Raw genomic sequence first — 21,714 nt, forward strand, 5'->3', positions numbered from 1 at the left:
CGGGGGCGCGGGGCGGTACAAAGGGGCGCGCCCGCCGCGTGGGGCCGACAAGCCACCGGCGACCCGCACCCTCACCAAGGGCAGCAGCCCCCAACCCATTGGGCACCCGCCCACCACCCCATGCCACCCTTGACCCATGCCCGAAGGAGACACCGTCTGGCAAGCCGCGCACCGCCTGCACACCGCCCTCGCCGGCAAGGCACTCACCCGCAGCGACCTCCGCGTCCCCAAGTACGCCACGGCCGACCTCACGGGCCGGACCGTCCTGGACGTCACCCCCCGCGGCAAACACCTGCTCACCCGTATCGAGGGCGGCCTGACCCTCCACTCTCACCTGAAGATGGACGGCTCCTGGAAGGTGTACGCCACGGACCAGCGCTGGACCGGCGGCCCCACCCACCAGATCCGCGCGATCCTCGGCACCGCCGACCGCACGGCCGTCGGCTACCGCCTCCCCGCCCTGGAACTCCTGCGCACCACCGACGAGCCCCGCGCCGTGGGCCACCTCGGCCCCGACCTCCTGGGCCCCGACTGGGACCCGGACCGCGCCCTCGCCAACCTCCTCCAGGACCCGGCCCGCCCCCTCGGCGAGGCGCTCCTCGCCCAGCGCAACCTCGCCGGCATCGGCAATGTCTACAAGAGCGAGCTCTGCTTCCTTCTCGGCGTCACCCCATGGCTCCCCGTCGGCGCCCTCCCCGAGGACCGCGCGGCCCGGCTGCCCACACTCGCCAAGAAGCTCCTGGAAGCCAACCGCGACCGCCCGGTCCGCACCACCACGGGCCGCCGTGGCCAGGACCTCTTCGTCTACGGCCGCGCCCACCACCCCTGTCTGCGCTGCCGCACCCCGGTCCGCGTGGCCGACCAGGGCGACGGCTCCCGCGAACGCCCCACCTACTGGTGCCCGGCATGCCAGACCGGACCGACCCCCGGCACCGCCCGACGCCCCGGAACCCCACACCGTACGACTAATTGACGATCCGTCAGAAACCCTCGTACCGTCCCCCCATGACCGTCAGCGCGTACGACCTGACCGGACGCCCCGCATTCGTCACCGGCGCCGGCGGCGGTATCGGCCGCGCCTCGGCGGTCCTGCTCGCCGAAGCCGGCGCCACCGTGCACTGCGCGGACCGGGACCCGCAGGGCCTGCACGAGACGGCGACCCTGATCAAGGACGCGGGCGGTACCGCCCACACCCACCACCTCGACGTCACGGACCGCGACCAGCTCCACCAGGCCGTCGCCTCCTGCGAGCGCCTGGACGTGATGGCGGCGATCGCCGGGATCATGCACAGCAGTCCGGTCCTGGAGACCCGGGACGAGGACCTCGACCGGGTTCTGAACGTCAACTTCAAGGGAGTCCTGTACGCCTGCCAGGAGGCGGCCCGTCTGATGCTGGAGCACCGGACCAGGGGCAGCATCATCACGATGGCCTCCGGCGCCGTCGACACGGGCGGCCCCGGCCTGCTCTGCTACGGCGCGGCCAAGGCGGCCGTCGTCCAGCTGACGAAGACCCTGGCCACCGAGGTCGGCCGGCACGGCATCCGCGTCAACGCCGTCGCCCCGGGCTGGATCCGCACCCCCATGACCGACCGCCATGGCGAGGCCCAGGAACGGACCGAGGCGCTGATGGCCCGGATGTCCCCGCTGGGCCGGGTCGGCGAACCGGAGGACATCGCGCACGCCGTGCTGTACCTGGCGTCCGATGCCTCGTCCTTCACGACGGGCCAGATCCTGCGTCCGAACGGCGGAGTGGCGATGCCTTGGTGACGCCCCAGGCCGCCCGCCAGCGCCCCACGGCGAGCGCCCCGGCCGCCCGCGCCCTGGGCACACAGTGCACCGGCAGCAGGCTCAGCCCCCACCCTCCGGCGGCGACCGCACCCTCCAGCACCCCCGCGCCGGGAGCGAAGGCCAGCCGCAGCACGGCCCACCACCACACCGCCCCGGCCCTGAGAGCCACCCCCCACCGCGCTGTCGGCCGCGCCATCAACCCACCTCCAGCCCGAACGACCCGAAGCTAGGTCACCTCCGTCACCCACCGCGCGGGCGCACCCACAGCGCAGAGAGGCATCGTCCGCACAACCGGCACCGGTGACCACGAACCATGTCACTCCACGATGCACGAAAGCCCCGGCCAACGCCTCTCCGGATGATCCGGAGAAACCTGGCAGGGGCCTCCCGCACTTCTCAGCGCGCCCTCAACTCGTCTTCGAGCGCGTCTCGAGCGCAAACACCTGTGACGCTCAAGCGGCGACGACGTCCACCGCTTCGGCGGGCGCCTTGATGGTGACCCGTTCCGGTGGCACACCGGCCACCGATACGGAGCCCAGCATCGGACGTACCGGCGTGGGCACGGGCTCGCTGGGGGTGGCCGCAGCGGACTGGGCCAGCTCGGCGAGCGCGAGCTCGTCGCTCACTTCCCGCATCAGTTCGGACATCCGTACGTCCAACGCGTCGCAGATGGCGGAGAGCAGCTCGGAAGATGCCTCCTTCTGCCCCCGCTCCACCTCGGAGAGATAGCCGAGTGAGACTCGGGCGGACGAGGAGACTTCGCGCAGAGTACGGCCCTGGCGCTGGCGCTGCCGACGCAGCACGTCACCCAGCAGGCGACGGAGCAGAATCATCGGTGGCTCCCTCCTCGGACCGCGTAGCCGCATCCTTCACGCCCCACCGTACCGCCTTGCGCCGCGGCCGTGCGGGGAGCGATGTCGTGTTCACTCAGGGCTGCAAACATCAAAACCCCCCGTTCCGTTCCGTATCCTGTGCTCGCTCATTCCCGGTCTGTTCGCCCGCAAGCTCCTGAAGGAGCAGTGCGAGTACGCTCCGTACACTCTCCATACGAATTTCCGCACGGTCGCCGTTCAACCGCAGCGACGCCACTTTCCCGCCACCTGAGAATGCCGAGGTGGGGCCGTCGATCGCCACATGGACTGTCCCGACGGGCTTTCCGTCCTGTTCGTCCGGGCCCGCGACACCCGTGGTCGCGATGCCCCAGGTGGCACCGAGCGCCTTGCGCACTCCGGCCGCCATCTGGGCCGCGACCTGCGGATCCACCGCTCCACGCTCAGCCAGCAGGGTGGCGTCGACGCCGAGCAGTTCATGCTTCAGCTCGGTGGCGTAGGCGGTCACCGAACCCCGGAACGCCTTGGATGCCCCGGGGACCGCTGTGATTTCCGCCGCAACCAACCCACCGGTGAGCGACTCGGCGACCGCGAGCGTCTCCGCCCTCACCGTGAGTAGTCGCACCACTTCGGTGGCCGGGGAATTCACGCTTCCGTCTCCTCCAACGCCGCCTCGCGCTCGGCGATTCCCTGCCGGCGCAGCACAATGGCCTGTCTCACATAGTCGAGGCCGGTCGCCACGGTCAGCGCGACCGCCACAGCCATCACCCAGAACCGCGCGGTGGCCAGCCACCCCGTCAGCGCCAGGATGTACATGCCGACCGCGATGCCCTGGGTGAGCGTCTTCAGCTTGCCTCCACGGCTAGCCGGGATGACGCCGTACCGGATGACGACAAAACGCAGCAGCGTGATCCCGAGTTCCCGGCCGAGGATGACACCGGTCACCCACCACGGCAGATCACCGAGCGCGGACAGACAGATGAGCGCCGCCCCCATGATGGCCTTGTCGGCGATGGGGTCGGCGATCTTCCCGAAGTCGGTGACGAGGTTGTAGGTGCGCGCCAGATGACCGTCGAAGAGATCGGTGATCATCGCGACGGCGAAGGCCGCCCAGGCGAACGAGCGCCAGGCCGGGTCGTATCCGCCGTCGGCCAGCATCAGCGCGACGAAGCCCGGCACCAGCAGCAGCCGGAGCATGGTCAGGAGGTTGGCGATGTTCCAGAGGCTGGCCTGGTTGACGGCGGCAGCGGCGATCTTCGCGCGCCCGGCGCCCTTCGCACCACCCTGGGCGCCGGAGTCGGCGCCCGACGCACCCGCCTGGGAGGAGCCACCCGCAGCGGATGCCGGTACTCCGGTCATCTGCCCGCCTCCTCACTACACGCGAGCGAACCGGCCAGCGGCTCGGCCACCAGATCGACACCCTCGGTACCGACCACCTTCGCCTCGACCATACGGCCGACACTCAGACCTTCGCCGCTCGTGAGCAGCACCTGACCGTCCGTCTCGGGGGCCTGGTGCTCGCCGCGCCCGTACACACCCTCGTCGTCCATGGACTCCACCAGCACCTGCACGGTCTCGCCCACGCGCTCCTCGGCCCGCTGCGAGACGAGTTCCTCGGCGAGCCGGGAGACCCGCGCGAGGCGCTCGGCGACGACGTCCTCGTCGAGCTTGTTGTCGTACGTGGCCGCTTCGGTGCCCTCCTCGTCGGAGTAGCCGAAGACGCCGATGGCGTCCAGCCGCGCGCCGTTCAGGAACCGCTCCAGCTCCGCGAGGTCGTCCTCGGACTCGCCCGGGAAGCCCACGATGAAGTTGGAGCGCACACCGGCCTGCGGGGCCTTGCCGCGGATGGTGTCGAGCAGCTCCAGGAAGCGGTCGGTGTCGCCGAAGCGGCGCATCGCGCGCAGCACGCCGGGGGCGGAGTGCTGGAAGGAGAGGTCGAAGTAGGGCATGACCTTGGGCGTGGAGGTCAGCACGTCGATGAGCCCGGGCCGCATCTCGGCCGGCTGGAGGTAGCTGACCCGCACCCGCTCCAGGCCGTCGACCTCGGCGAGCTCGGGCAGCAGGGACTCCAGCAGGCGGATGTCGCCCAGGTCCTTGCCGTAGGAGGTGTTGTTCTCGGAGACCAGCATGATCTCCTTGACGCCCTGCTCGGCCAGCCACCGCGTCTCGTTCAGCACGTCCGAGGGGCGGCGGGAGATGAAGGAGCCTCGGAAGGACGGGATGGCGCAGAAGGTGCAGCGCCGGTCGCAGCCGGAGGCCAGCTTCACCGAGGCGACCGGGGCTCCGTCCAGCCGACGGCGCATGGGCGCTCGGGGGCCGGAGGCCGGAGCGAGCCCTTCCGGAAGGTCCGCGGGCGCGGCCTCGACGACCTCGGCGGCCGTCCCGTGCCCGGGCAGCGCGACCGCCGCCGCCGATCCCTGCCGCTCCGCGGGGCTGATCGGCAGCAGCTTGCGCCGGTCGCGCGGGGTGTGGGCGGCGTGGACGCCGCCGCTCAGGATGGTCTGGAGGCGGTCGGAGATGTCGGCGTAGTCGTCGAAGCCGAGCACGCCGTCCGCCTCGGGGAGGGCCTCGGCGAGGTCCTTGCCGTACCGCTCGGCCATGCAGCCCACCGCCACGACGGCCTGGGTTCTGCCGTGCCCCTTGAGATCGTTGGCCTCCAGGAGGGCGTCGACGGAGTCCTTCTTGGCGGCGTCGACGAAGCCACAGGTGTTGACGACGGCGACGTCCGCGTCCTCGGCGTCCTCGACGAGTTCCCAGCCGTCCGCCTCCAAGCGGCCTGCGAGCTCCTCCGAGTCCACCTCGTTACGGGCGCAGCCAAGAGTGACGAGTGCGACGGTACGGCGTTCAGGCATGGGCTCAAGACTACTTCGTTCCACTGACAGCCCATGTCGAAGGGGTTGGCGATCTTGTCGCCAACCCCTTCCATGCCTCCCGGAACGCCTGTCCGGGCCTCAGCCGACCGTCGGGTCGCCCTTCGTGTAGGTGAGCCGCTCCACGGCTCCCGGCTGCCAGTCGTCGTCGATCTTCTTGCCGTTCACGTACAGCTGGATCGCCCCTGCGTCGCCGAGGACGAGGTTGATCTTCTCGCTGTCCTGGAAGGTCTTGGTGTCACCCTGTTCGAGCACTCCGTCGAACAGCAGCCGGCCGTTGTGGTCCTTGGCGGAGATCCAGCTCCGTCCGTCGGGGGCACCGACCTGGACGGTCACCTTGTCCTGGGGCGCGGCCGCGATGGCGCTGTCGGACGGCTCCGGCTTCGGCGACTCGGCCTTCTCGCTCTTGGGCGTGGGAGAGGAGGACTTGCTGGTCGAGGGCGTGGAACCCTCGGCGACCTGCGTCTTCCCACCCTCGTCGTCGCCCTTGAACGCGGTGAACCCGACGAAGCCGACCACGGCGACGATCGCGGCGACCATGGCCGCGGTCCAGTTGGGTCCGCGCCGCTCGGGACGGATGCGTTCCGCCTCGAACAGCGGGGCGGCCGGGGTCGGCGCCGGACGCCCGCCGCCATGATCGGCGGCGTACTGGTCCAGCAGCGGGGCCGGATCGATATGGACGGCCTTGGCCAGGGTCCGGATGTGCCCACGGGCATAGACATCCCCGCCACAGGGGGCGAAGTCGTCCGCCTCGATGGCATGCACGATGGCGATACGGACCCGGGTGGCGTTACTGACGTCGTCGACGGTCAGCCCGGCCGCGATACGCGCCTGCTGGAGGGCACGGCCGACGGAGACACGGGCTTCCTCGCGGTCGTCTTCGAACGGACGCTCGTCTTCAGGGGAGTTGCCGATGGACACGGGGGCGCCTTTCGAGCGTTTAAGCCACCTGTGCTGAGGATTCAGTCTAGGGGGGGTGCGAAAGGGTGGGGCAACCGGGCGGTGGGAGTTTGTACGCCATCGGTATGGCCGGACACACCGATGGTGGGGCAGCAGCTTTTCGCTTCCCTCAACTTGACGTACGCCGAAGGGAAACGGTTGCTCAATGATCCCTTACGGGTGAGTCACGATCGAACACCCATCGGCGGCTCACCTGAGGGCCCGGCGACCACTGCGCCCCGTTTCCTGCCCTTAAGCCTCCCCGCGGATCACCGCGAGCACTCCGTCCAGCTCATCAGCCTTCACAAGAACGTCACGAGCCTTGGATCCCTCGCTCGGTCCGACGATCCCCCGGGACTCCATCAGGTCCATCAGGCGGCCCGCCTTGGCGAACCCGACCCGCAGCTTGCGCTGGAGCATGGAGGTCGACCCGAACTGCGTGGAGACCACCAGCTCGGCCGCCTGGCACAGCAGGTCCAGGTCGTCGCCGATCTCCTCGTCGATCTCCTTCTTCTGCTTCGTCCCCACGACGACGTCGTCCCGGAAGATCGGCGCCATCTGGTCCTTGCAGTGCTGGACGACGGCCGCGACCTCGTCCTCGGTCACGAAGGCGCCCTGCATACGGGTGGGCTTGTTCTGGCCCATCGGCAGGTACAGCCCGTCGCCCTTGCCGATCAGCTTCTCGGCGCCGGGCTGGTCGAGGATGACCCGCGAGTCCGCGAGCGAGGAGGTGGCGAAGGCGAGCCTGGAGGGCACGTTCGCCTTGATCAGACCGGTGACGACGTCGACCGACGGCCGCTGCGTGGCCAGCACCAGGTGGATGCCGGCCGCGCGCGCGAGCTGCGTGATGCGCACGATCGAGTCCTCGACGTCCCGGGGCGCGACCATCATCAGGTCGGCGAGCTCGTCGACGATCACCAGCAGATACGGGTAGGTCTTCAGCTCCCGCTCGCTGCCTTCCGGCGTCTTGAGCTTGCCCGCGCGGATGGCCTCGTTGAAGTCGTCGATGTGCCGGTACCCGAACGCCGCCAGGTCGTCGTAGCGCAGATCCATCTCCCGTACGACCCACTGGAGCGCCTCGGCGGCCCGCTTGGGGTTGGTGATGATCGGCGTGATCAGGTGCGGAATGCCCTCGTACGCCGTCAGCTCGACGCGCTTGGGGTCGACGAGGACCATCCGCACGTCCTCGGGGGTCGCGCGGACCATGATGGAAGTGATCAAGCAGTTAATGCACGACGACTTACCGGAACCGGTCGCTCCGGCGACGAGCACATGCGGCATCTTCGCGAGGTTGGCCATCACATAGCCGCCCTCGACGTCCTTGCCGAGCGCGACCAGCATCGGGTGCTCGTCCTCGGCCGCGGCGGCCAGCCGCAGCACGTCGCCGAGGTTGACCATCTCGCGGTCGGTGTTCGGGATCTCGATGCCGACCGCGGACTTGCCGGGGATCGGGCTGATGATCCGCACGTCCGGGCTGGCGACGGCGTACGCGATGTTCTTCGCCAGCGCGGTGATCCGCTCGACCTTGACGGCGGGGCCGAGCTCGACCTCGTAGCGCGTGACCGTCGGCCCGCGCGTGAAGCCGGTGACGGCCGCGTCGACCTTGAACTCCATGAAGACGTTCGTCAGCGAGGCGACGACGGCGTCGTTGGCCGCGCTGCGGGCCTTGCCGGGACCGCCGCGCTCCAGGAGGTCGAGCGAGGGCAGGGAGTAGGTGATGTCGCCGGACAGCTGGAGCTGCTCGGCGCGCGGCGGCAGTTCGCTCTGCGCCTCGGGGGCGGGCTTGGTGAGGTCGGCGACCTCGACCTTCAGCTTCTCCTGTCTGGGCCGCCCGGCCGGAGCGGGCACCGGCGTCGCCACCGGCAACGGCGTCGGCGTCGTGTCCTCGCGGTCCCCGACACTCACCCCCTGGGTGAGGTCGGCGACGATCGGCGACGGCGGCATGCCGTGCAGGACGGCACCGTCGAGCGCGGCCGCGGCCGCCGCGGCGACGTCCACGGCGTCCATCGGGCGGTCCATGTCGGGCTGCGGCACCGCGGAGCGCCGGGGGCGGCCACGACGCCGCGAGAGTGCCTCCTGCTCGGCGCCGTCGGGGTCGTACGCCTCGGGGGTCGCGCCCCGCCCGCGGTTGTGCGCGGGCAGCGACTCACGCCACTGCTCGTCGTAGCGCTCGTCGTCCTCGCCGAACTCGTCCTCGGCGGCCGGGTCGTGCACGACGCCGAGGCGTACGCCGAGCTCCCGCAGCCTGCGCGGGATGGCGTTGACCGGGGTGGCCGTGACAACCAGCAGCCCGAAGACCGTGAGCAGCACGAGCAGCGGTACGGCGAGGACCTCGCCCATGGTGTACGTCAGCGGGGTCGCCGCGCCCCAGCCGATGAGGCCGCCCGCGTCCCTTATGGCCTGCATGCCGTCGCTGCGGGCGGGTGCGCCGCACGCGATGTGGACCTGGCCGAGCACACCGATGACGAGCGCGGACAGGCCGATCACGATGCGGCCGTTGGCCTCGGGCTTCTCGGGGTGGCGGATGAACCGCGCGGCGATGACCGCGAGCAGGATCGGCACGAGCAGGTCGAGGCGGCCGAAGGCGCCGGTGACGATGATCTCGACCAGGTCGCCGACGGGACCGCGCAGATTCGACCAGGTGCCGGCCGCGACGATCAGCCCGAGGCCGAGCAGCAGCAGCGCGACACCGTCCTTGCGATGCGCCGGGTCGAGGTTCTTCGCGCCATTCCCTATGCCGCGGAACACCGCGCCCACGGCGTGCGCGAGGCCCAGCCAGACGGCGCGCACGAGCTTGTAGATGCCGCCGGTCGGATTCGGCGCCGGCTTGGGGGCCGGCGCGGCCTTCTTCGCGACGGCCTTCCTGGCGGGCACCTTCTTCGCCGGAGTCTTCTTCGCGGCGGCCTTCTTCGCCGGAGCCGCCGCCTTCTTCGCGGGCTGCTTCTTGGCAGCGGAGGGACGTGAGGCCATAGGTGTGAGGTTACCGGGGGAGACGACAACCGACACGTGTGCCCAGTGCTTCACCCGTTCGTGTCGCCCTTGCGGGGACGCGGAACTGACACGCGCTCACCCGCAACTGGGCCGTTCCCCGCGGTCAGTTCTGCGAGGGCACCGACTGTGTGCTGCCCGTACCCGGCTCCAGGGCGTCCAGAGCGCGCCGCAGGCCGGTGAGTTTCCGTTCGAGATGGGCCGCGGTAGCCACCGCCGCCGCGTCCGCCGACTCGTCGTCCAGCTGCTTGGACAGGGCCTCGGCCTGCTCCTCGACCGCGGCGAGCCGCGCCGAGAGCTCGGCCAGCAGTCCCGCCGGCTCCTTCGCCTCACCGGCCGGAACCTTGCCGCCGGCACCGCCCTCCAACTGGAGCCGCAGCAGCGCCGCCTGCTCCCTCAGCTGGCAGTTCTTCATGTACAGCTCGACGAACACGGAGACCTTCGCGCGCAGCACCCACGGGTCGAAGGGCTTGGAGATGTAGTCGACCGCGCCCGCCGCGTACCCCCGGAAGGTGTGATGCGGACCGTGGTTGATCGCGGTGAGGAAGATGATCGGGATGTCCCGGGTGCGCTCGCGCCGCTTGATGTGCGCCGCCGTCTCGAAGCCGTCCATGCCCGGCATCTGCACGTCCAGCAGGATCACCGCGAAGTCGTCGGTGAGCAGTGCCTTGAGTGCTTCTTCCCCGGACGATGCCCGCACCAGCGTCTGATCGAGCGCGGAGAGGATGGCCTCCAGCGCCAGCAGATTCTCCGGCCGGTCATCGACCAGGAGGATCTTGGCCTTCTGCACCATGGCCCGCCCTCCTCGCCCCGGCTTGGGGCCTCCCCTGTCCTCAGGACTCGTGGTGACACCGGCAGGTGCCGCCCCGGGGGACGACTCCCTTGCGCCGCCCGTCCTCGTGCCGGTCATGGTAGCCGCACCCCGCCCGTCGCCACACCCTGTCACCGCGATGTCACTGTGCACGTAGCAGAAACGTAGCGGGAGACCAGAAGGTTCCCCGAATCCCGTACTTCTACACGGCTTCGAGCACACTGAGTCAGCAACTCCGCGTGAACGCAAGAGGTTCTCGCAGCATCCACGCGAAGCCCGACCGATCCCCTCACGCGTCCCGCATCCGCTCAGGTCACGCGCCCCGCATCCACTGGTCCATCACCGACAGCAGATGATCGGGATCGACCGGCTTGGTGACGTAGTCGGAGGCGCCCGACTCGATCGCCTTCTCCCGGTCGCCCTTCATCGCCTTCGCGGTCAGCGCGATGATCGGCAGACCCGCGAACTGCGGCATCCTACGGATCGCCGTCGTCGTCGCATAACCGTCCATCTCGGGCATCATGATGTCCATCAGTACGACCGTGACGTCGTCGTGCTGCTCCAGGACCTCGATGCCCTCGCGGCCGTTCTCGGCGTACAGCACCGACAGCCCGTGCTGTTCCAGGACGCTGGTGAGCGCGAAGACGTTGCGGATGTCGTCGTCGACGATCAGCACCTTCTCACCGCCGAACCGGATGCCGCGCCGCACCTCCGGCGCCGGGCTCTGCGCCATCGCGGCCGGCCACTGATCCAGCTGGGGCCGCTGTTCGGCCTCCGGCAGGGTCCTACGGCGGCGCCTGAAGAGCGCCGCGGCACCGTTCTGCGTCTCCTGGTACGACTTCACCTCGGCCGGCGTCTCGATCTCGACGTCCGCGCGGCCGTTCTCGGAAGCGATCAGGTCACCGGCCTCCAGGACCGTCACGGGCTGCTGGTAGCCCTGCGGCGGCAGTTCGCTCGGGTGCAGCGGCAGATACAGCGTGAACGTCGAGCCGCGTCCCGGCTCGCTCTGCGCGTGGATCTCACCACCGAGCAGCTGGGCGATCTCCCGCGAGATCGAGAGCCCGAGACCCGTGCCGCCGTACTTCCGGCTCGTCGTGCCGTCGGCCTGCTTGAACGCCTCGAAGATCACCCGCATCTTGCTCGCGGCGATCCCGATCCCCGTGTCGGTCACGGAGAACGCGATCAGATCGGCGTCCGGATCCCGCAGCGAACCGGTCTCCAGCAACTGCTCACGGATCTGCATCGGCACATCCGCGCCGGCGGGCCGGATGACCAGCTCCACCGCCCCGGAATCGGTGAACTTCACCGCGTTGGACAGCAGATTGCGCAGCACCTGCAACAGCCGCTGTTCGTCGGTGTGCAGCGTGGCGGGCAGCTCCGGCGAGACCCGTACGGACAGGTCGAGGCCCTTCTCCGCGGTCAGCGGGCGGAAGGTGGCCTCCACGTAGTCCACGAGCTGGACGAGCGCGATGCGCGTCGGGGAGACGTCCATCTTGCCCGCCTCGACCTTCGACAGGTCGAGGATGTCGTTGATCAGCTGGAGCAGGTCGGAGCCGGCGCCATGGATCGTCTCGGCGAACTCGACCTGCTTCGGCGAGAGGTTGGCGTCCGCGTTGTCGGCGAGCAGCTTGGCCAGGATCAGCAGCGAGTTGAGCGGGGTACGCAGCTCGTGCGACATGTTGGCGAGGAACTCGCTCTTGTAGCGCATCGACACGGCGAGCTGCTCGGCGCGCTCCTCCAGGACCTGCCGCGCCTCCTCGATCTCGGTGTTCTTGACCTCGATGTCGCGGTTCTGCTGGGCCAGCAGCTCGGCCTTCTCCTCCAGTTCGGCGTTGGAGGACTGGAGGGCCTTCTGCCGGTTCTCCAACTCGGTGGACCGCTCCTGCAGTTGCTCGGTCAGGTCCTGCGACTGCCTCAGCAGCACCTCGGTCTTGGTGTTGACGGAGATGGTGTTGACGCTGGTCGCGATCATCTCGGCGATCTGGTTGAGGAAGTCCTTCTGGATCTGCGTGAACGGCGTGAAGGACGCCAGCTCGATGACGCCGAGCACCTGGCCCTCGAACAGCACCGGCAACACGATCACCTGTGCGGGCGGCGCCTCCCCGAGCCCCGAGGAGATCTTCAGATAGCCGCTCGGCGCGTTCTCCACGAGGATCGTGCGCCGCTCCTGCGCGGCCGTCCCGATGAGCGCCTCACCCGGCCTGAAGGACGTCGGCATCGATCCCATGGAGTAGCCGTAGGACCCGAGCATGCGCAGTTCGTACGACTCCTCCTGGTCGGCGCTCGCGTCCTTGCCGTCGACGAGCGGCATCGCCAGGAAGAACGCGCCGTGCTGCGCGGACACCACCGGCGTCAGCTCGCTCATGATCAGCGAGGCCACGTCCGCGAGGTCGCGGCGACCCTGCATCAGCGCGGAGATACGGGCCAGGTTGCCCTTGAGCCAGTCCTGCTCCTTGTTGGCGATCGTGGTGTCGCGCAGGTTGGCGATCATCTTGTTGATGTAGTCCTGGAGTTCCTGGATCTCCCCGGACGCGTCCACGTCGATCTTCAGGTTCAGGTCGCCACGGGTCACCGCGGTCGCCACGCGCGCGATGGCACGCACCTGCCGGGTCAGGTTCCCGGCCATCTCGTTCACCGACTCGGTGAGGTCGCGCCAGGTGCCGTCGACGTCACGCACGCGTGCCTGCCCGCCGAGCTGTCCTTCGGTGCCCACCTCGCGGGCGACCCTGGTGACCTCCTCGGCGAAGGAGGACAGCTGGTCGACCATCGTGTTGATGGTGGTCTTCAGTTCGAGGATCTCGCCCCGGGCGTCGATGTCGATCTTCTTCGTCAGGTCGCCCTTGGCGATGGCGGTCGTGACCATGGCGATGTTCCGCACCTGACCGGTCAGGTTGGACGCCATCTGGTTCACCGACTCGGTGAGGTCCTTCCACGTACCGGCCACACCCGCCACGCGCGCCTGTCCGCCGAGGATCCCGTCCGTACCCACCTCGCGGGCCACCTTGGTGACCTGATCGGCGAACGAACTCAGCGTCTTCACCATGGTGTTGAAGGTGTCGGCGAGCTGCGCGACCTCGCCGCGCGCCTCGATCGTCACCGTCCGGGTCAGGTCGCCGTTGGCGACGGCGGACGCGACCTGGGAGATGTTCCTCACCTGCATGGTCAGGTTGTTGGCCATCAGGTTGACGTTGTCGCTGAGGTCCTTCCAGATGCCCACGACACCGGGCACATGCGCCTGGCCGCCCAGGATGCCCTCGGTGCCCACCTCACGGGCCACCCGGAGCACCTGCTCGGCGAAGGACGACAGCTGGTCCACCATCGTGTTGACGGTGCTGACGAGTTCGAGGATCTCGCCCTTGGCGTCGACGGTGATCTTCTTCGACAGATCGCCCTTGGCGACCGCCGTCGTGACCTCGGCGATGTTGCGCACCTGGATCGTCAGGTTGTTCGCCATGAAGTTCACGGACTGCGTGAGGTCCTTCCAGGTGCCGGAGACCCCCTGCACCTCGGCCTGACCACCCAGGATGCCCTCGGTGCCCACCTCACGGGCCACACGCGTGACCTCTTCGGCGAAGGACGACAGCTGGTCGACCATCGTGTTCAGGGTGTTCTTCAGCTCCAGGATCTCGCCGCGCGCGTCCACGGTGATCTTCTGGGAGAGGTCACCCCGGGCCACCGCCGTGGCGACCTGCGCGATGTTGCGCACCTGGCCGGTCAGGTTGGACGCCATGCCGTTCACGGAGTCGGTCAGGTCCCGCCACACACCGGCGACGCCGGGCACCTGCGCCTGTCCGCCGAGGCGTCCCTCGGTACCCACCTCACGGGCGACCCGGGTCACCTGGTCGGCGAAGGCGGAGAGCTGGTCGACCATCGTGTTGATGGTGTTCTTCAGCTCCAGGATCTCGCCGCGCGCGTCGACGTCGATCTTCTGGGAGAGGTCACCCCGGGCCACCGCCGTCGTCACCTGGGCGATCTGCCGCACCTGAGAGGTGAGGTTGCCACCCATGAAGTTGACGGAGTCCGTGAGCTCCTTCCACGTCCCCGAGACCCCCGGCACGACGGCCTGACCGCCGAGGCGGCCCTCGGTGCCCACGTCCCGGGCCATCCGCGTCACCTGGTCGGCGAAGGCGGACAGCTGGTCCACCATCGTGTTCACGGTGTTCTTCAGCTGGAGCATCTCGCCGGAGACGTCCACGGTGACCTTCTGCGAGAGGTCACCGTTGGCCACGGCCGTCGTCACCTGGGCGATGTTCCTCACCTGTCCGGTGAGATTCCGGAACGCCGTGTTGACGGAGTCGGTGAGGTCCTTCCACGTCCCCGCCGCACCCGACACCTGCGCCTGCCCGCCCAGCTCACCCTCGACACCGACCTCACGCGCCACACGCGTGACCTCGGCACCGAACGCCGACAGCTGGTCCACCATCCCGTTGACGGTGTTCTTCAGCTCCAGCATCTCGCCGGCCACGTCGACGGTGACCTTCTGCGAGAGGTCACCACTGGCCACGGCCGTCGTCACGGCGGCGATGTCCCGCACCTGGATGGTGAGGTTCCGGAAGACCGTGTTCACCGAATCGGTGAGGTCCTTCCACGTCCCCGCCGCACCCGGCACGTTCGCCTGCCCGCCGAGCCGTCCCTCGGCACCGACCTCGTTGGCCACGCGCGTGACCTCGTCCGCGAAGGTCCGCAGCGTCTCGGTCATCTGGTTGATCGTGTCGGCGAGCTGCGCGACCTCACCGCGCGCGGACACCGTGACCTTCTGCGACAGGTCACCGCTGGCGACCGCGGTCGTCACCTGCGCGATCCCGCGCACCTGGGCCGTCAGATTGCCGGCCATCAGGTTCACCGAATCGGTGAGGTCCTTCCACACACCCGCCACACCGGGCACCTGCGCCTGACCGCCCAGCTCACCCTCGACGCCCACCTCGCGCGCGACACGGGTCACTTCGGAGGAGAAGGACGACAGCTGGTCCACCATCGTGTTGACGGTGTTCTTCAGTTCGAGCATCTCGCCGGCCACGTGAACCGTGACCTTCCGGGACAGGTCACCCTTGGCGACGGCCGTGGTGACGAGCGCGATGTCCCGCACCTGCGCCGTCAGCCGGTACGCCATCGTGTTGACGGAATCCGTCAGATCCTTCCAAGAGCCGGACATACCGCGCACCTTGGCCTGTCCGCCCAGCTTGCCCTCGGTGCCCACCTCGCTGGCCACGCGCGTGACCTCGTCGGTGAACGTCGACAGCTGGTCGACCAGGTTGTTGACGGTCCGCCCGACCTTGAGGAACTCACCCCGCAGCGGATGCCCGGACCCGTCGGCCGCCTGCGTCCGCAGCTCCATGCGCGGCGACAGATCGCCCTCCGCGACCGCGGAAAGCACCCGGCCGACTTCCGAGACCGGTCGTACGAGATCGTCGACCAGGGCGTTGGAAGCGTCGATGGCGGTCAGCCACGACCCCTCACAGGCGCCGATCTCCAGCCGTTCCGTGAGCTTTCCCTCACGGCCCACCATCCGCCGCACCCGCGACAACTCACCCGTCAGATGCAGATTCCGGTCGGCCACCTCGTTATAAACAGCGGCGATCTCGGACAACACGCCGTCGCCGGACACCGTGAGCCGCTTGCGGAAGTTCCCGTCACGCATCGACACGAGTGCCGCCAGCAGTCGGTTCAGGGCAGCCGTGTCCACCGCGGTGGTCCCACTGCGCGGTTTGCGCTGATTGTTCAGGGACTGTCCACCTTTCGCGCGCGCCTTAGTGCCCCGCGTCGCTGCGCCAGACTCCACTGTGTCCCTCCCGCAAGGGTCGACCGTTGCTGCTGTGCTCCGGTACTACTGTTCGACGTACCAGTTAATGCTGCGCATTTCTGCCGGACAGACCAGGCCGCGCCCCGGGCTGCTGCCCACACTGCGCGGACCACACTCAGCATGCCCGGACCTTCACAAGAAGCTTGCCCAGTGTTTCACCCTGGCTGAACCAGGCCATAACAGTTCGGCAGCTTCGCACATCGTCCGCACACCCTCCGGACGGAAACACTGGTGACCGGCATCCGCATGGACGGGGAAGGTAAGTAACCTTGCATGCGGCTGTCCAGCCGCGCCGGTCCGTCCGGCCTTGGGCGGTGGCACAGGAACAAGCGGGCATCGGAGGGGCGGCCGCACAACATGACCACCGGACTGATCCCTGGGGGACATCCCCCGGACCGCCGGCCGACGGACGGCCTGCCGCACCAGCGGCACGAGCCGGTCGGCGGCGCAGCCCTGCACGTCGACAACCGGTCGAGGAGTTCTGTGATCACCGCGCGCGCGGCCGCCAGCTTCGAGCCCCTCGGGCGCTCGGTCGCGAGCGCCCGCTCCTTCGTCCGCGACACACTCCAGGGCTGGGGCTTCGCGGACATCGTCGACGACGCGGTGGTCCTCACCAGCGAACTGGTGACCAACGCCGTGGTGCACGCGGGCACTACAGCGGACGTGCTGTGTCTGCGCAGCGACGACGGCGTACGCATCGAGGTCGGCGACCGCTACCCCGAGCGTGAGGTCCCCCTCCAGGGCTCCCTCGCCACCATGGGCAGCCCCGATCGCGAGGGCGGCCGCGGCCTCCAGCTGTGCGCGGCCCTGGCCGGCCGCTGGGGCGTGGAGTACACGCCCACGCACAAGCAGGTCTGGTTCCAGATCGCCCTCCCCGAACGCCCGGTGGGCACCCGCGCCGCCGGCCCCTCGCTCCCCGCGGACCTCCTCCCCCTCGCCGACGGCCGCGTCCGCGTCGCCGTCGTCCAGATCGACCGTACGACGGCCATCTCGGCCTGGAACGAGGACGCCGAGGAACTCTTCGGCTACCCGGCCGAGCAGGTCACCGGCAAACCCCTGACCGACCTCGCGGCCTGGCCGCACACCCCGGGCACCAGTACGGGCATCGCGGAGGCACTCCAACTCTCCCGCTGGGAAGGCAGTTACGGCATAAGGGGCGCCAACGGCCGCGTCATCCCGGTCTACGCCTCCCACCTGCGCGTCCGCGACACCGGCGGCGAGCCCTCCACGGTCTGCCTCCTGGTCCGCGACCACGAACGCGCGGTCCTCCAGACCCCGTTGCGTATCCCGGCCTCCGACACCTCACCCGCCTCCGACGGCCAGAACGCCGACCCTTTCGAGGTGTTCATCGGCTCCCCGGCCCCGGACGACCTCGACGGCCTCCTCCAGCGCACGGTGGAACGCGCCCGCGACATGCTCGACGCCGACTCCGCCTTCCTGCTCCTGGCCACCGACGACGAAACGGAGTTGGAGGTCCGCGCCTCCACCGGACTGCCCTCCGCCCGCCAGCGCTTCGCCCGCGTCCCCGTCGAGGCGGGCCCCGGCCGCTACGGCTCGGCCCGCATGCCGGCCGTCCACGAGGACCTCACGGCGGTCCCGGGCGCCGTCCCGCTCCTGAGCGGCACCGGCATGCGCTCGGTCGTCACGGTCCCCCTGAAGGTCGAGGGCCGCCTCACGGGCTCCCTCGGCGTCGCGGCCGAAGGCCCCGGCAGATACTCGAACGAAGAAGCACTGCGCCTCCAATTCGCCGCGGACCGCATCGCGTTGGCCGTCGAGTCGGCCCGCCTCGGCGAACTGGAACGCCTGCGTCGGGGATCGCTCAGCTTCCTCGTCGAGGCCTCCGACCTCCTGGCCGGCACCCTGGACCGCGATCAGACCCTGGCTCTGATGGCACAGATGACCGTCCCCACCCTGGCCACCTGGTGCGCGGTCTACACGATCGCCGACCAGGCCTCGGAGCCCTACCTGTCGTACGTCCTGCACGAGGACGAGGAACTCATCGACGGCATCAAGTCGTTGCTCTCGAAGATCTCCCCGCCCGACCCGGTACCCACCCCGGGCGCCCGCGTCTGGTCGGCCCCCGCCGCGGCGGCCCACCAGGCGGCCCTGCGCACCTCCATGCGCAGCCTGGGCCTGGGCGAGCCCATCGGCCGCCTCAGCGCGGGCATCGGCCCGACCCTCGCCACCGCGTCGGCAGTGGGCGGCGAGACGGTCGTCCTCCCCCTGGTGGCCCGCAACCGCGTCATCGGCATGCTCACCCTGGGCAAGCCGACGGACGAACACTTCCGCCAGGAAATCCTGGAACTGGCCGAGGACCTGAGCCGCCGGGCCGCGCTCGCGCTGGACAACGCCCGCCTGTACTCCGAGCGCACGGCCATCAGCCAGTCCCTCCAGCGCAGCCTCCTGCCGCCCGAGCTCCCCGAGATCGACGGCGTCGAGGTAGAGGTCATCTACCGCGCGGCCGGCGAGGGCAACGAGGTCGGCGGCGACTTCTACGACGTCTTCCCCATCAGCGACGGCGCCTACGGCTTCGCCATCGGCGACGTCTGCGGTACGGGCCCGAACGCGGCGGCGGTGACGGGCCTGGCGCGCCACGCCCTGAGGCTGCTCGCCAGGGAGGGCCTCAGCGGCCCGGCCGTCCTGGAGCGCCTCAACTCCGCGATCCTCGACGAGGGAGCCCGCAGCCGCTTCCTGACCCTCCTCTACGGCGAGATGCGCCCCCAGGAGGACGGCAGCGCCGAACTGAAGGTGGTCTGCGCCGGCCACCCCCTCCCGCTCCGCCTCCGCCAGGACGGCACGGTCGAACCGGCCGCCGAACCGCAACCGCTCCTGGGCGTCATCGAGGATCTGGAGCTGTACGAGCAGACGGTCACCCTGGACCCGGGCGACGTCCTGCTGTGCGTCACGGACGGCGTCACCGAACGCCGCGAGGGCACCCGCATGTTGGGCGACGACGGCCTCACCGACGTCCTCACGACCTGCACCGGTCTGACCGCGGGCGCGGTCGCCGCCCGCATCATGCGTGCCGTGGAGCGCTTCGCGTCGGACGCCCCGTCCGACGACATGGCGATCCTGGCCATGCGGGTCCCGGGTCTCCACAAGGACTGAGAAGGGCACGAAAAAGGCCCCGCCCAATCGGGCGGGGCCTTTCTGTTGGAGCCCCCTAACGGAATCGAACCGTTGACCTTCTCCTTACCATGGAGACGCTCTGCCGACTGAGCTAAGGGGGCCTGTCGCCTTTTCAGGTTTCCCTGCGGCAACGGAATAGATCATAGCCCGAACAGACCCGTGCTTCCAAACCGATCAGACGGCAGTGCGCAGCAGTCCGCCGAGCCCATTGCACACGGACACGATCCGCTGCATGTCCCGCTTCGTCAACGCGGCTTCGACCGGCAGCGCCAGCGTCTCGTCCGCGGCCAGTTCGGTCTCCCGCAGCGAAACGCACCGCCGGTACTCGGGCAGCCGGTGCACAGGCGTCTTCACCGGCACCCGGCACTCAACACCCTTGCCCCGCAAGGCACGAGCGAAGGCATCGCGATCGGGCCGCCCGTTCCCGGGCACCCGCACGACGTACTGCTGATAGGTGTGCCCGTCACCGCCGTCGGGCGTACGCACACCCTTCAACTTCCCGTCGAGGTAAGCCGCCCGCTCCCTGCGCTGAGCAACCTCGTCGTACGGCACCTCGGACTCGCCCTGCTCCAGCACGAGCAGCCCATGCCGCTGTCCCAGAGCATGCAGCGCGGCGATACCGGCCCGCCGCCCGAATCGGTGTACGACGACCACGGCCGCGGTCCGCGCGGTCACGGCCGCCTCGACAGCGGACACATCCAGGCAGTAGCTCACCGGATCTATGTCGGCGAACACCGGAAGCGCACCGGCCAGGACGACAGCCTCGGCGACCTCGACGTTCCCGAAGGCCGGCACCACGACCTCGTCACCGACTCCGACGCCGGCGGCCCTGAGCATTGCAGCAGTACCCATGCTTCGGATGGTGGTCGCGAAACGTGAACTTCAAGTGACGCAGAACAAAAAAGGGTTGGACCCCGAACCGAAGTTCAGGATCCAACCCTTTGAATGATTGTTCGGCGGTGTCCTACTCTCCCACAGGGTCCCCCCTGCAGTACCATCGGCGCTGTAAGGCTTAGCTTCCGGGTTCGGAATGTAACCGGGCGTTTCCCTCACGCTATGACCACCGAAACACTATGAAACTGTCAAACATGCCGCACCACACCCGTGACCATGGGCATGGGGCTGTTCGTGGTTTCAGAACCAACACAGTGGACGCGAGCAACTGAGGACAAGCCCTCGGCCTATTAGTACCGGTCACCTCCACCCATTACTGGGCTTCCAGATCCGGCCTATCAACCCAGTCGTCTACTGGGAGCCTTACCCCATCAAGTGGGTGGGAATACTCATCTCGAAGCAGGCTTCCCGCTTAGATGCTTTCAGCGGTTATCCCTCCCGAACGTAGCCAACCAGCCATGCCCTTGGCAGAACAACTGGCACACCAGAGGTTCGTCCGTCCCGGTCCTCTCGTACTAGGGACAGCCCTTCTCAATATTCCTGCGCGCGCAGCGGATAGGGACCGAACTGTCTCACGACGTTCTAAACCCAGCTCGCGTACCGCTTTAATGGGCGAACAGCCCAACCCTTGGGACCGACTCCAGCCCCAGGATGCGACGAGCCGACATCGAGGTGCCAAACCATCCCGTCGATATGGACTCTTGGGGAAGATCAGCCTGTTATCCCCGGGGTACCTTTTATCCGTTGAGCGACGGCGCTTCCACAAGCCACCGCCGGATCACTAGTCCCGACTTTCGTCCCTGCTCGACCCGTCGGTCTCACAGTCAAGCTCCCTTGTGCACTTACACTCAACACCTGATTGCCAACCAGGCTGAGGGAACCTTTGGGCGCCTCCGTTACTCTTTAGGAGGCAACCGCCCCAGTTAAACTACCCATCAGACACTGTCCCTGATCCGGATCACGGACCCAGGTTAGACATCCAGCACGACCAGACTGGTATTTCAACGACGACTCCCCCTGAACTGGCGTCCAGAGTTCACAGTCTCCCAGCTATCCTACACAAGCCGAACCGAACACCAATATCAAACTGTAGTAAAGGTCCCGGGGTCTTTCCGTCCTGCTGCGCGAAACGAGCATCTTTACTCGTAGTGCAATTTCACCGGGCCTATGGTTGAGACAGTCGAGAAGTCGTTACGCCATTCGTGCAGGTCGGAACTTACCCGACAAGGAATTTCGCTACCTTAGGATGGTTATAGTTACCACCGCCGTTTACTGGCGCTTAAGTTCTCAGCTTCGCCACCCCGAAGAGTGACTAACCGGTCCCCTTAACGTTCCAGCACCGGGCAGGCGTCAGTCCGTATACATCGCCTTACGGCTTCGCACGGACCTGTGTTTTTAGTAAACAGTCGCTTCTCGCTGGTCTCTGCGGCCACCCCCAGCTCATGGAGTAAATCCAATCACCAGTGATGGCCCCCCTTCTCCCGAAGTTACGGGGGCATTTTGCCGAGTTCCTTAACCATAGTTCACCCGAACGCCTCGGTATTCTCTACCTGACCACCTGAGTCGGTTTAGGGTACGGGCCGCCATGAAACTCGCTAGAGGCTTTTCTCGACAGCATAGGATCATCCACTTCACCACAATCGGCTCGGCATCAGGTCTCAGCCT

At 68.4% G+C, this 21,714-nt stretch carries 13 protein-coding genes, 1 tRNA gene and 2 rRNA genes; 3 read left to right on the forward strand and 13 right to left on the reverse strand.

The features are described 5' to 3' along the window. Window positions 1–136: 136 nt before the first annotated feature. Together HLK59_RS36030 and HLK59_RS36035 are read left to right on the forward strand one after the other, a co-directional pair. Window positions 137–973 carry an Fpg/Nei family DNA glycosylase gene (locus tag HLK59_RS36030; RefSeq protein WP_171145830.1) on the forward strand — a complete coding sequence of 279 codons (837 nt, stop codon included), beginning with the start codon at window positions 137–139 and terminating at the stop codon, window positions 971–973. Window positions 974–1,005: 32 nt separating this feature from the next. Then, a complete protein-coding gene (locus HLK59_RS36035; RefSeq protein WP_171145831.1) occupies window positions 1,006–1,767 on the forward strand; it encodes an SDR family NAD(P)-dependent oxidoreductase in 762 nt (253 codons plus the stop codon). On the opposite strand, the gene HLK59_RS36040 is transcribed toward HLK59_RS36035, so the two are convergent. The 9 genes from HLK59_RS36040 to HLK59_RS36080 form a co-directional block, all read right to left on the reverse strand. Continuing rightward, window positions 1,715–1,984 carry a hypothetical protein gene (locus tag HLK59_RS36040; protein ID WP_171145832.1) on the reverse strand — a complete coding sequence of 90 codons (270 nt, stop codon included), beginning with the start codon at window positions 1,982–1,984 and terminating at the stop codon, window positions 1,715–1,717. The genes HLK59_RS36035 and HLK59_RS36040 overlap by 53 nt on opposite strands. Window positions 1,985–2,240: 256 nt before the next feature. Further along, window positions 2,241–2,621 (reverse strand): helix-turn-helix transcriptional regulator, encoded by a 381-nt coding sequence (locus tag HLK59_RS36045; protein ID WP_030044087.1) that lies wholly within the window; start codon window positions 2,619–2,621, stop codon window positions 2,241–2,243. A 109-nt stretch (window positions 2,622–2,730) separates the two neighbouring features. Continuing rightward, window positions 2,731–3,267 (reverse strand): CinA family protein, encoded by a 537-nt coding sequence (locus HLK59_RS36050; RefSeq protein ID WP_171145833.1) that lies wholly within the window; start codon window positions 3,265–3,267, stop codon window positions 2,731–2,733. Further along, window positions 3,264–3,977 (reverse strand): CDP-diacylglycerol--glycerol-3-phosphate 3-phosphatidyltransferase, encoded by a 714-nt coding sequence (pgsA, locus tag HLK59_RS36055; protein WP_171145834.1) that lies wholly within the window; start codon window positions 3,975–3,977, stop codon window positions 3,264–3,266. The genes HLK59_RS36050 and pgsA overlap by 4 nt, the downstream gene beginning before the upstream one ends. After that, the gene (gene rimO / locus HLK59_RS36060) at window positions 3,974–5,470 is read right to left on the reverse strand and encodes a 30S ribosomal protein S12 methylthiotransferase RimO (protein WP_171145835.1); all 1,497 of its coding nucleotides are present in this window, start codon (window positions 5,468–5,470) and stop codon (window positions 3,974–3,976) included. The genes pgsA and rimO overlap by 4 nt, the downstream gene beginning before the upstream one ends. Before the next feature lie 99 nt (window positions 5,471–5,569). Next, on the reverse strand, window positions 5,570–6,409 hold the full coding sequence (locus HLK59_RS36065; protein ID WP_171145836.1) for a helix-turn-helix domain-containing protein: 840 nt from the start codon (window positions 6,407–6,409) through the stop codon (window positions 5,570–5,572). Window positions 6,410–6,679: 270 nt separating this feature from the next. After that, window positions 6,680–9,397: a DNA translocase FtsK gene (locus HLK59_RS36070; protein ID WP_171145837.1), complete on the reverse strand. Its 2,718-nt coding sequence runs from the start codon at window positions 9,395–9,397 to the stop codon at window positions 6,680–6,682. 124 nt (window positions 9,398–9,521) lie between these two features. Next, on the reverse strand, window positions 9,522–10,208 hold the full coding sequence (locus HLK59_RS36075) for a response regulator (RefSeq protein ID WP_171145838.1): 687 nt from the start codon (window positions 10,206–10,208) through the stop codon (window positions 9,522–9,524). A gap of 331 nt (window positions 10,209–10,539) precedes the next feature. Beyond that, window positions 10,540–16,005 (reverse strand): HAMP domain-containing protein, encoded by a 5,466-nt coding sequence (locus tag HLK59_RS36080; RefSeq protein WP_171145839.1) that lies wholly within the window; start codon window positions 16,003–16,005, stop codon window positions 10,540–10,542. 378 nt (window positions 16,006–16,383) lie between these two features. Between HLK59_RS36080 and HLK59_RS36085 the strand changes: the two genes are divergently transcribed. Beyond that, the gene (locus HLK59_RS36085; RefSeq protein WP_171145840.1) at window positions 16,384–19,134 is read left to right on the forward strand and encodes a SpoIIE family protein phosphatase; all 2,751 of its coding nucleotides are present in this window, start codon (window positions 16,384–16,386) and stop codon (window positions 19,132–19,134) included. Window positions 19,135–19,180: 46 nt separating this feature from the next. Here HLK59_RS36085 and HLK59_RS36090 read toward each other — a convergent pair. The 4 genes from HLK59_RS36090 to HLK59_RS36105 form a co-directional block, all read right to left on the reverse strand. Continuing rightward, a tRNA-Thr gene (locus HLK59_RS36090) sits at window positions 19,181–19,256 on the reverse strand. 73 nt (window positions 19,257–19,329) lie between these two features. Beyond that, entirely contained in the window at window positions 19,330–19,992 is a 663-nt protein-coding gene (locus HLK59_RS36095) for a DegT/DnrJ/EryC1/StrS family aminotransferase (protein WP_171145841.1), read from the reverse strand. A 114-nt stretch (window positions 19,993–20,106) separates the two neighbouring features. Continuing rightward, window positions 20,107–20,223 (reverse strand): 5S ribosomal RNA (gene rrf / locus HLK59_RS36100). 96 nt (window positions 20,224–20,319) lie between these two features. Further along, window positions 20,320–21,714 (reverse strand): 23S ribosomal RNA (locus HLK59_RS36105); the annotation flags it as partial.

Source organism: Streptomyces sp. S3(2020), from assembly GCF_013044505.1.
Lineage (GTDB): Bacteria > Actinomycetota > Actinomycetes > Streptomycetales > Streptomycetaceae > Streptomyces.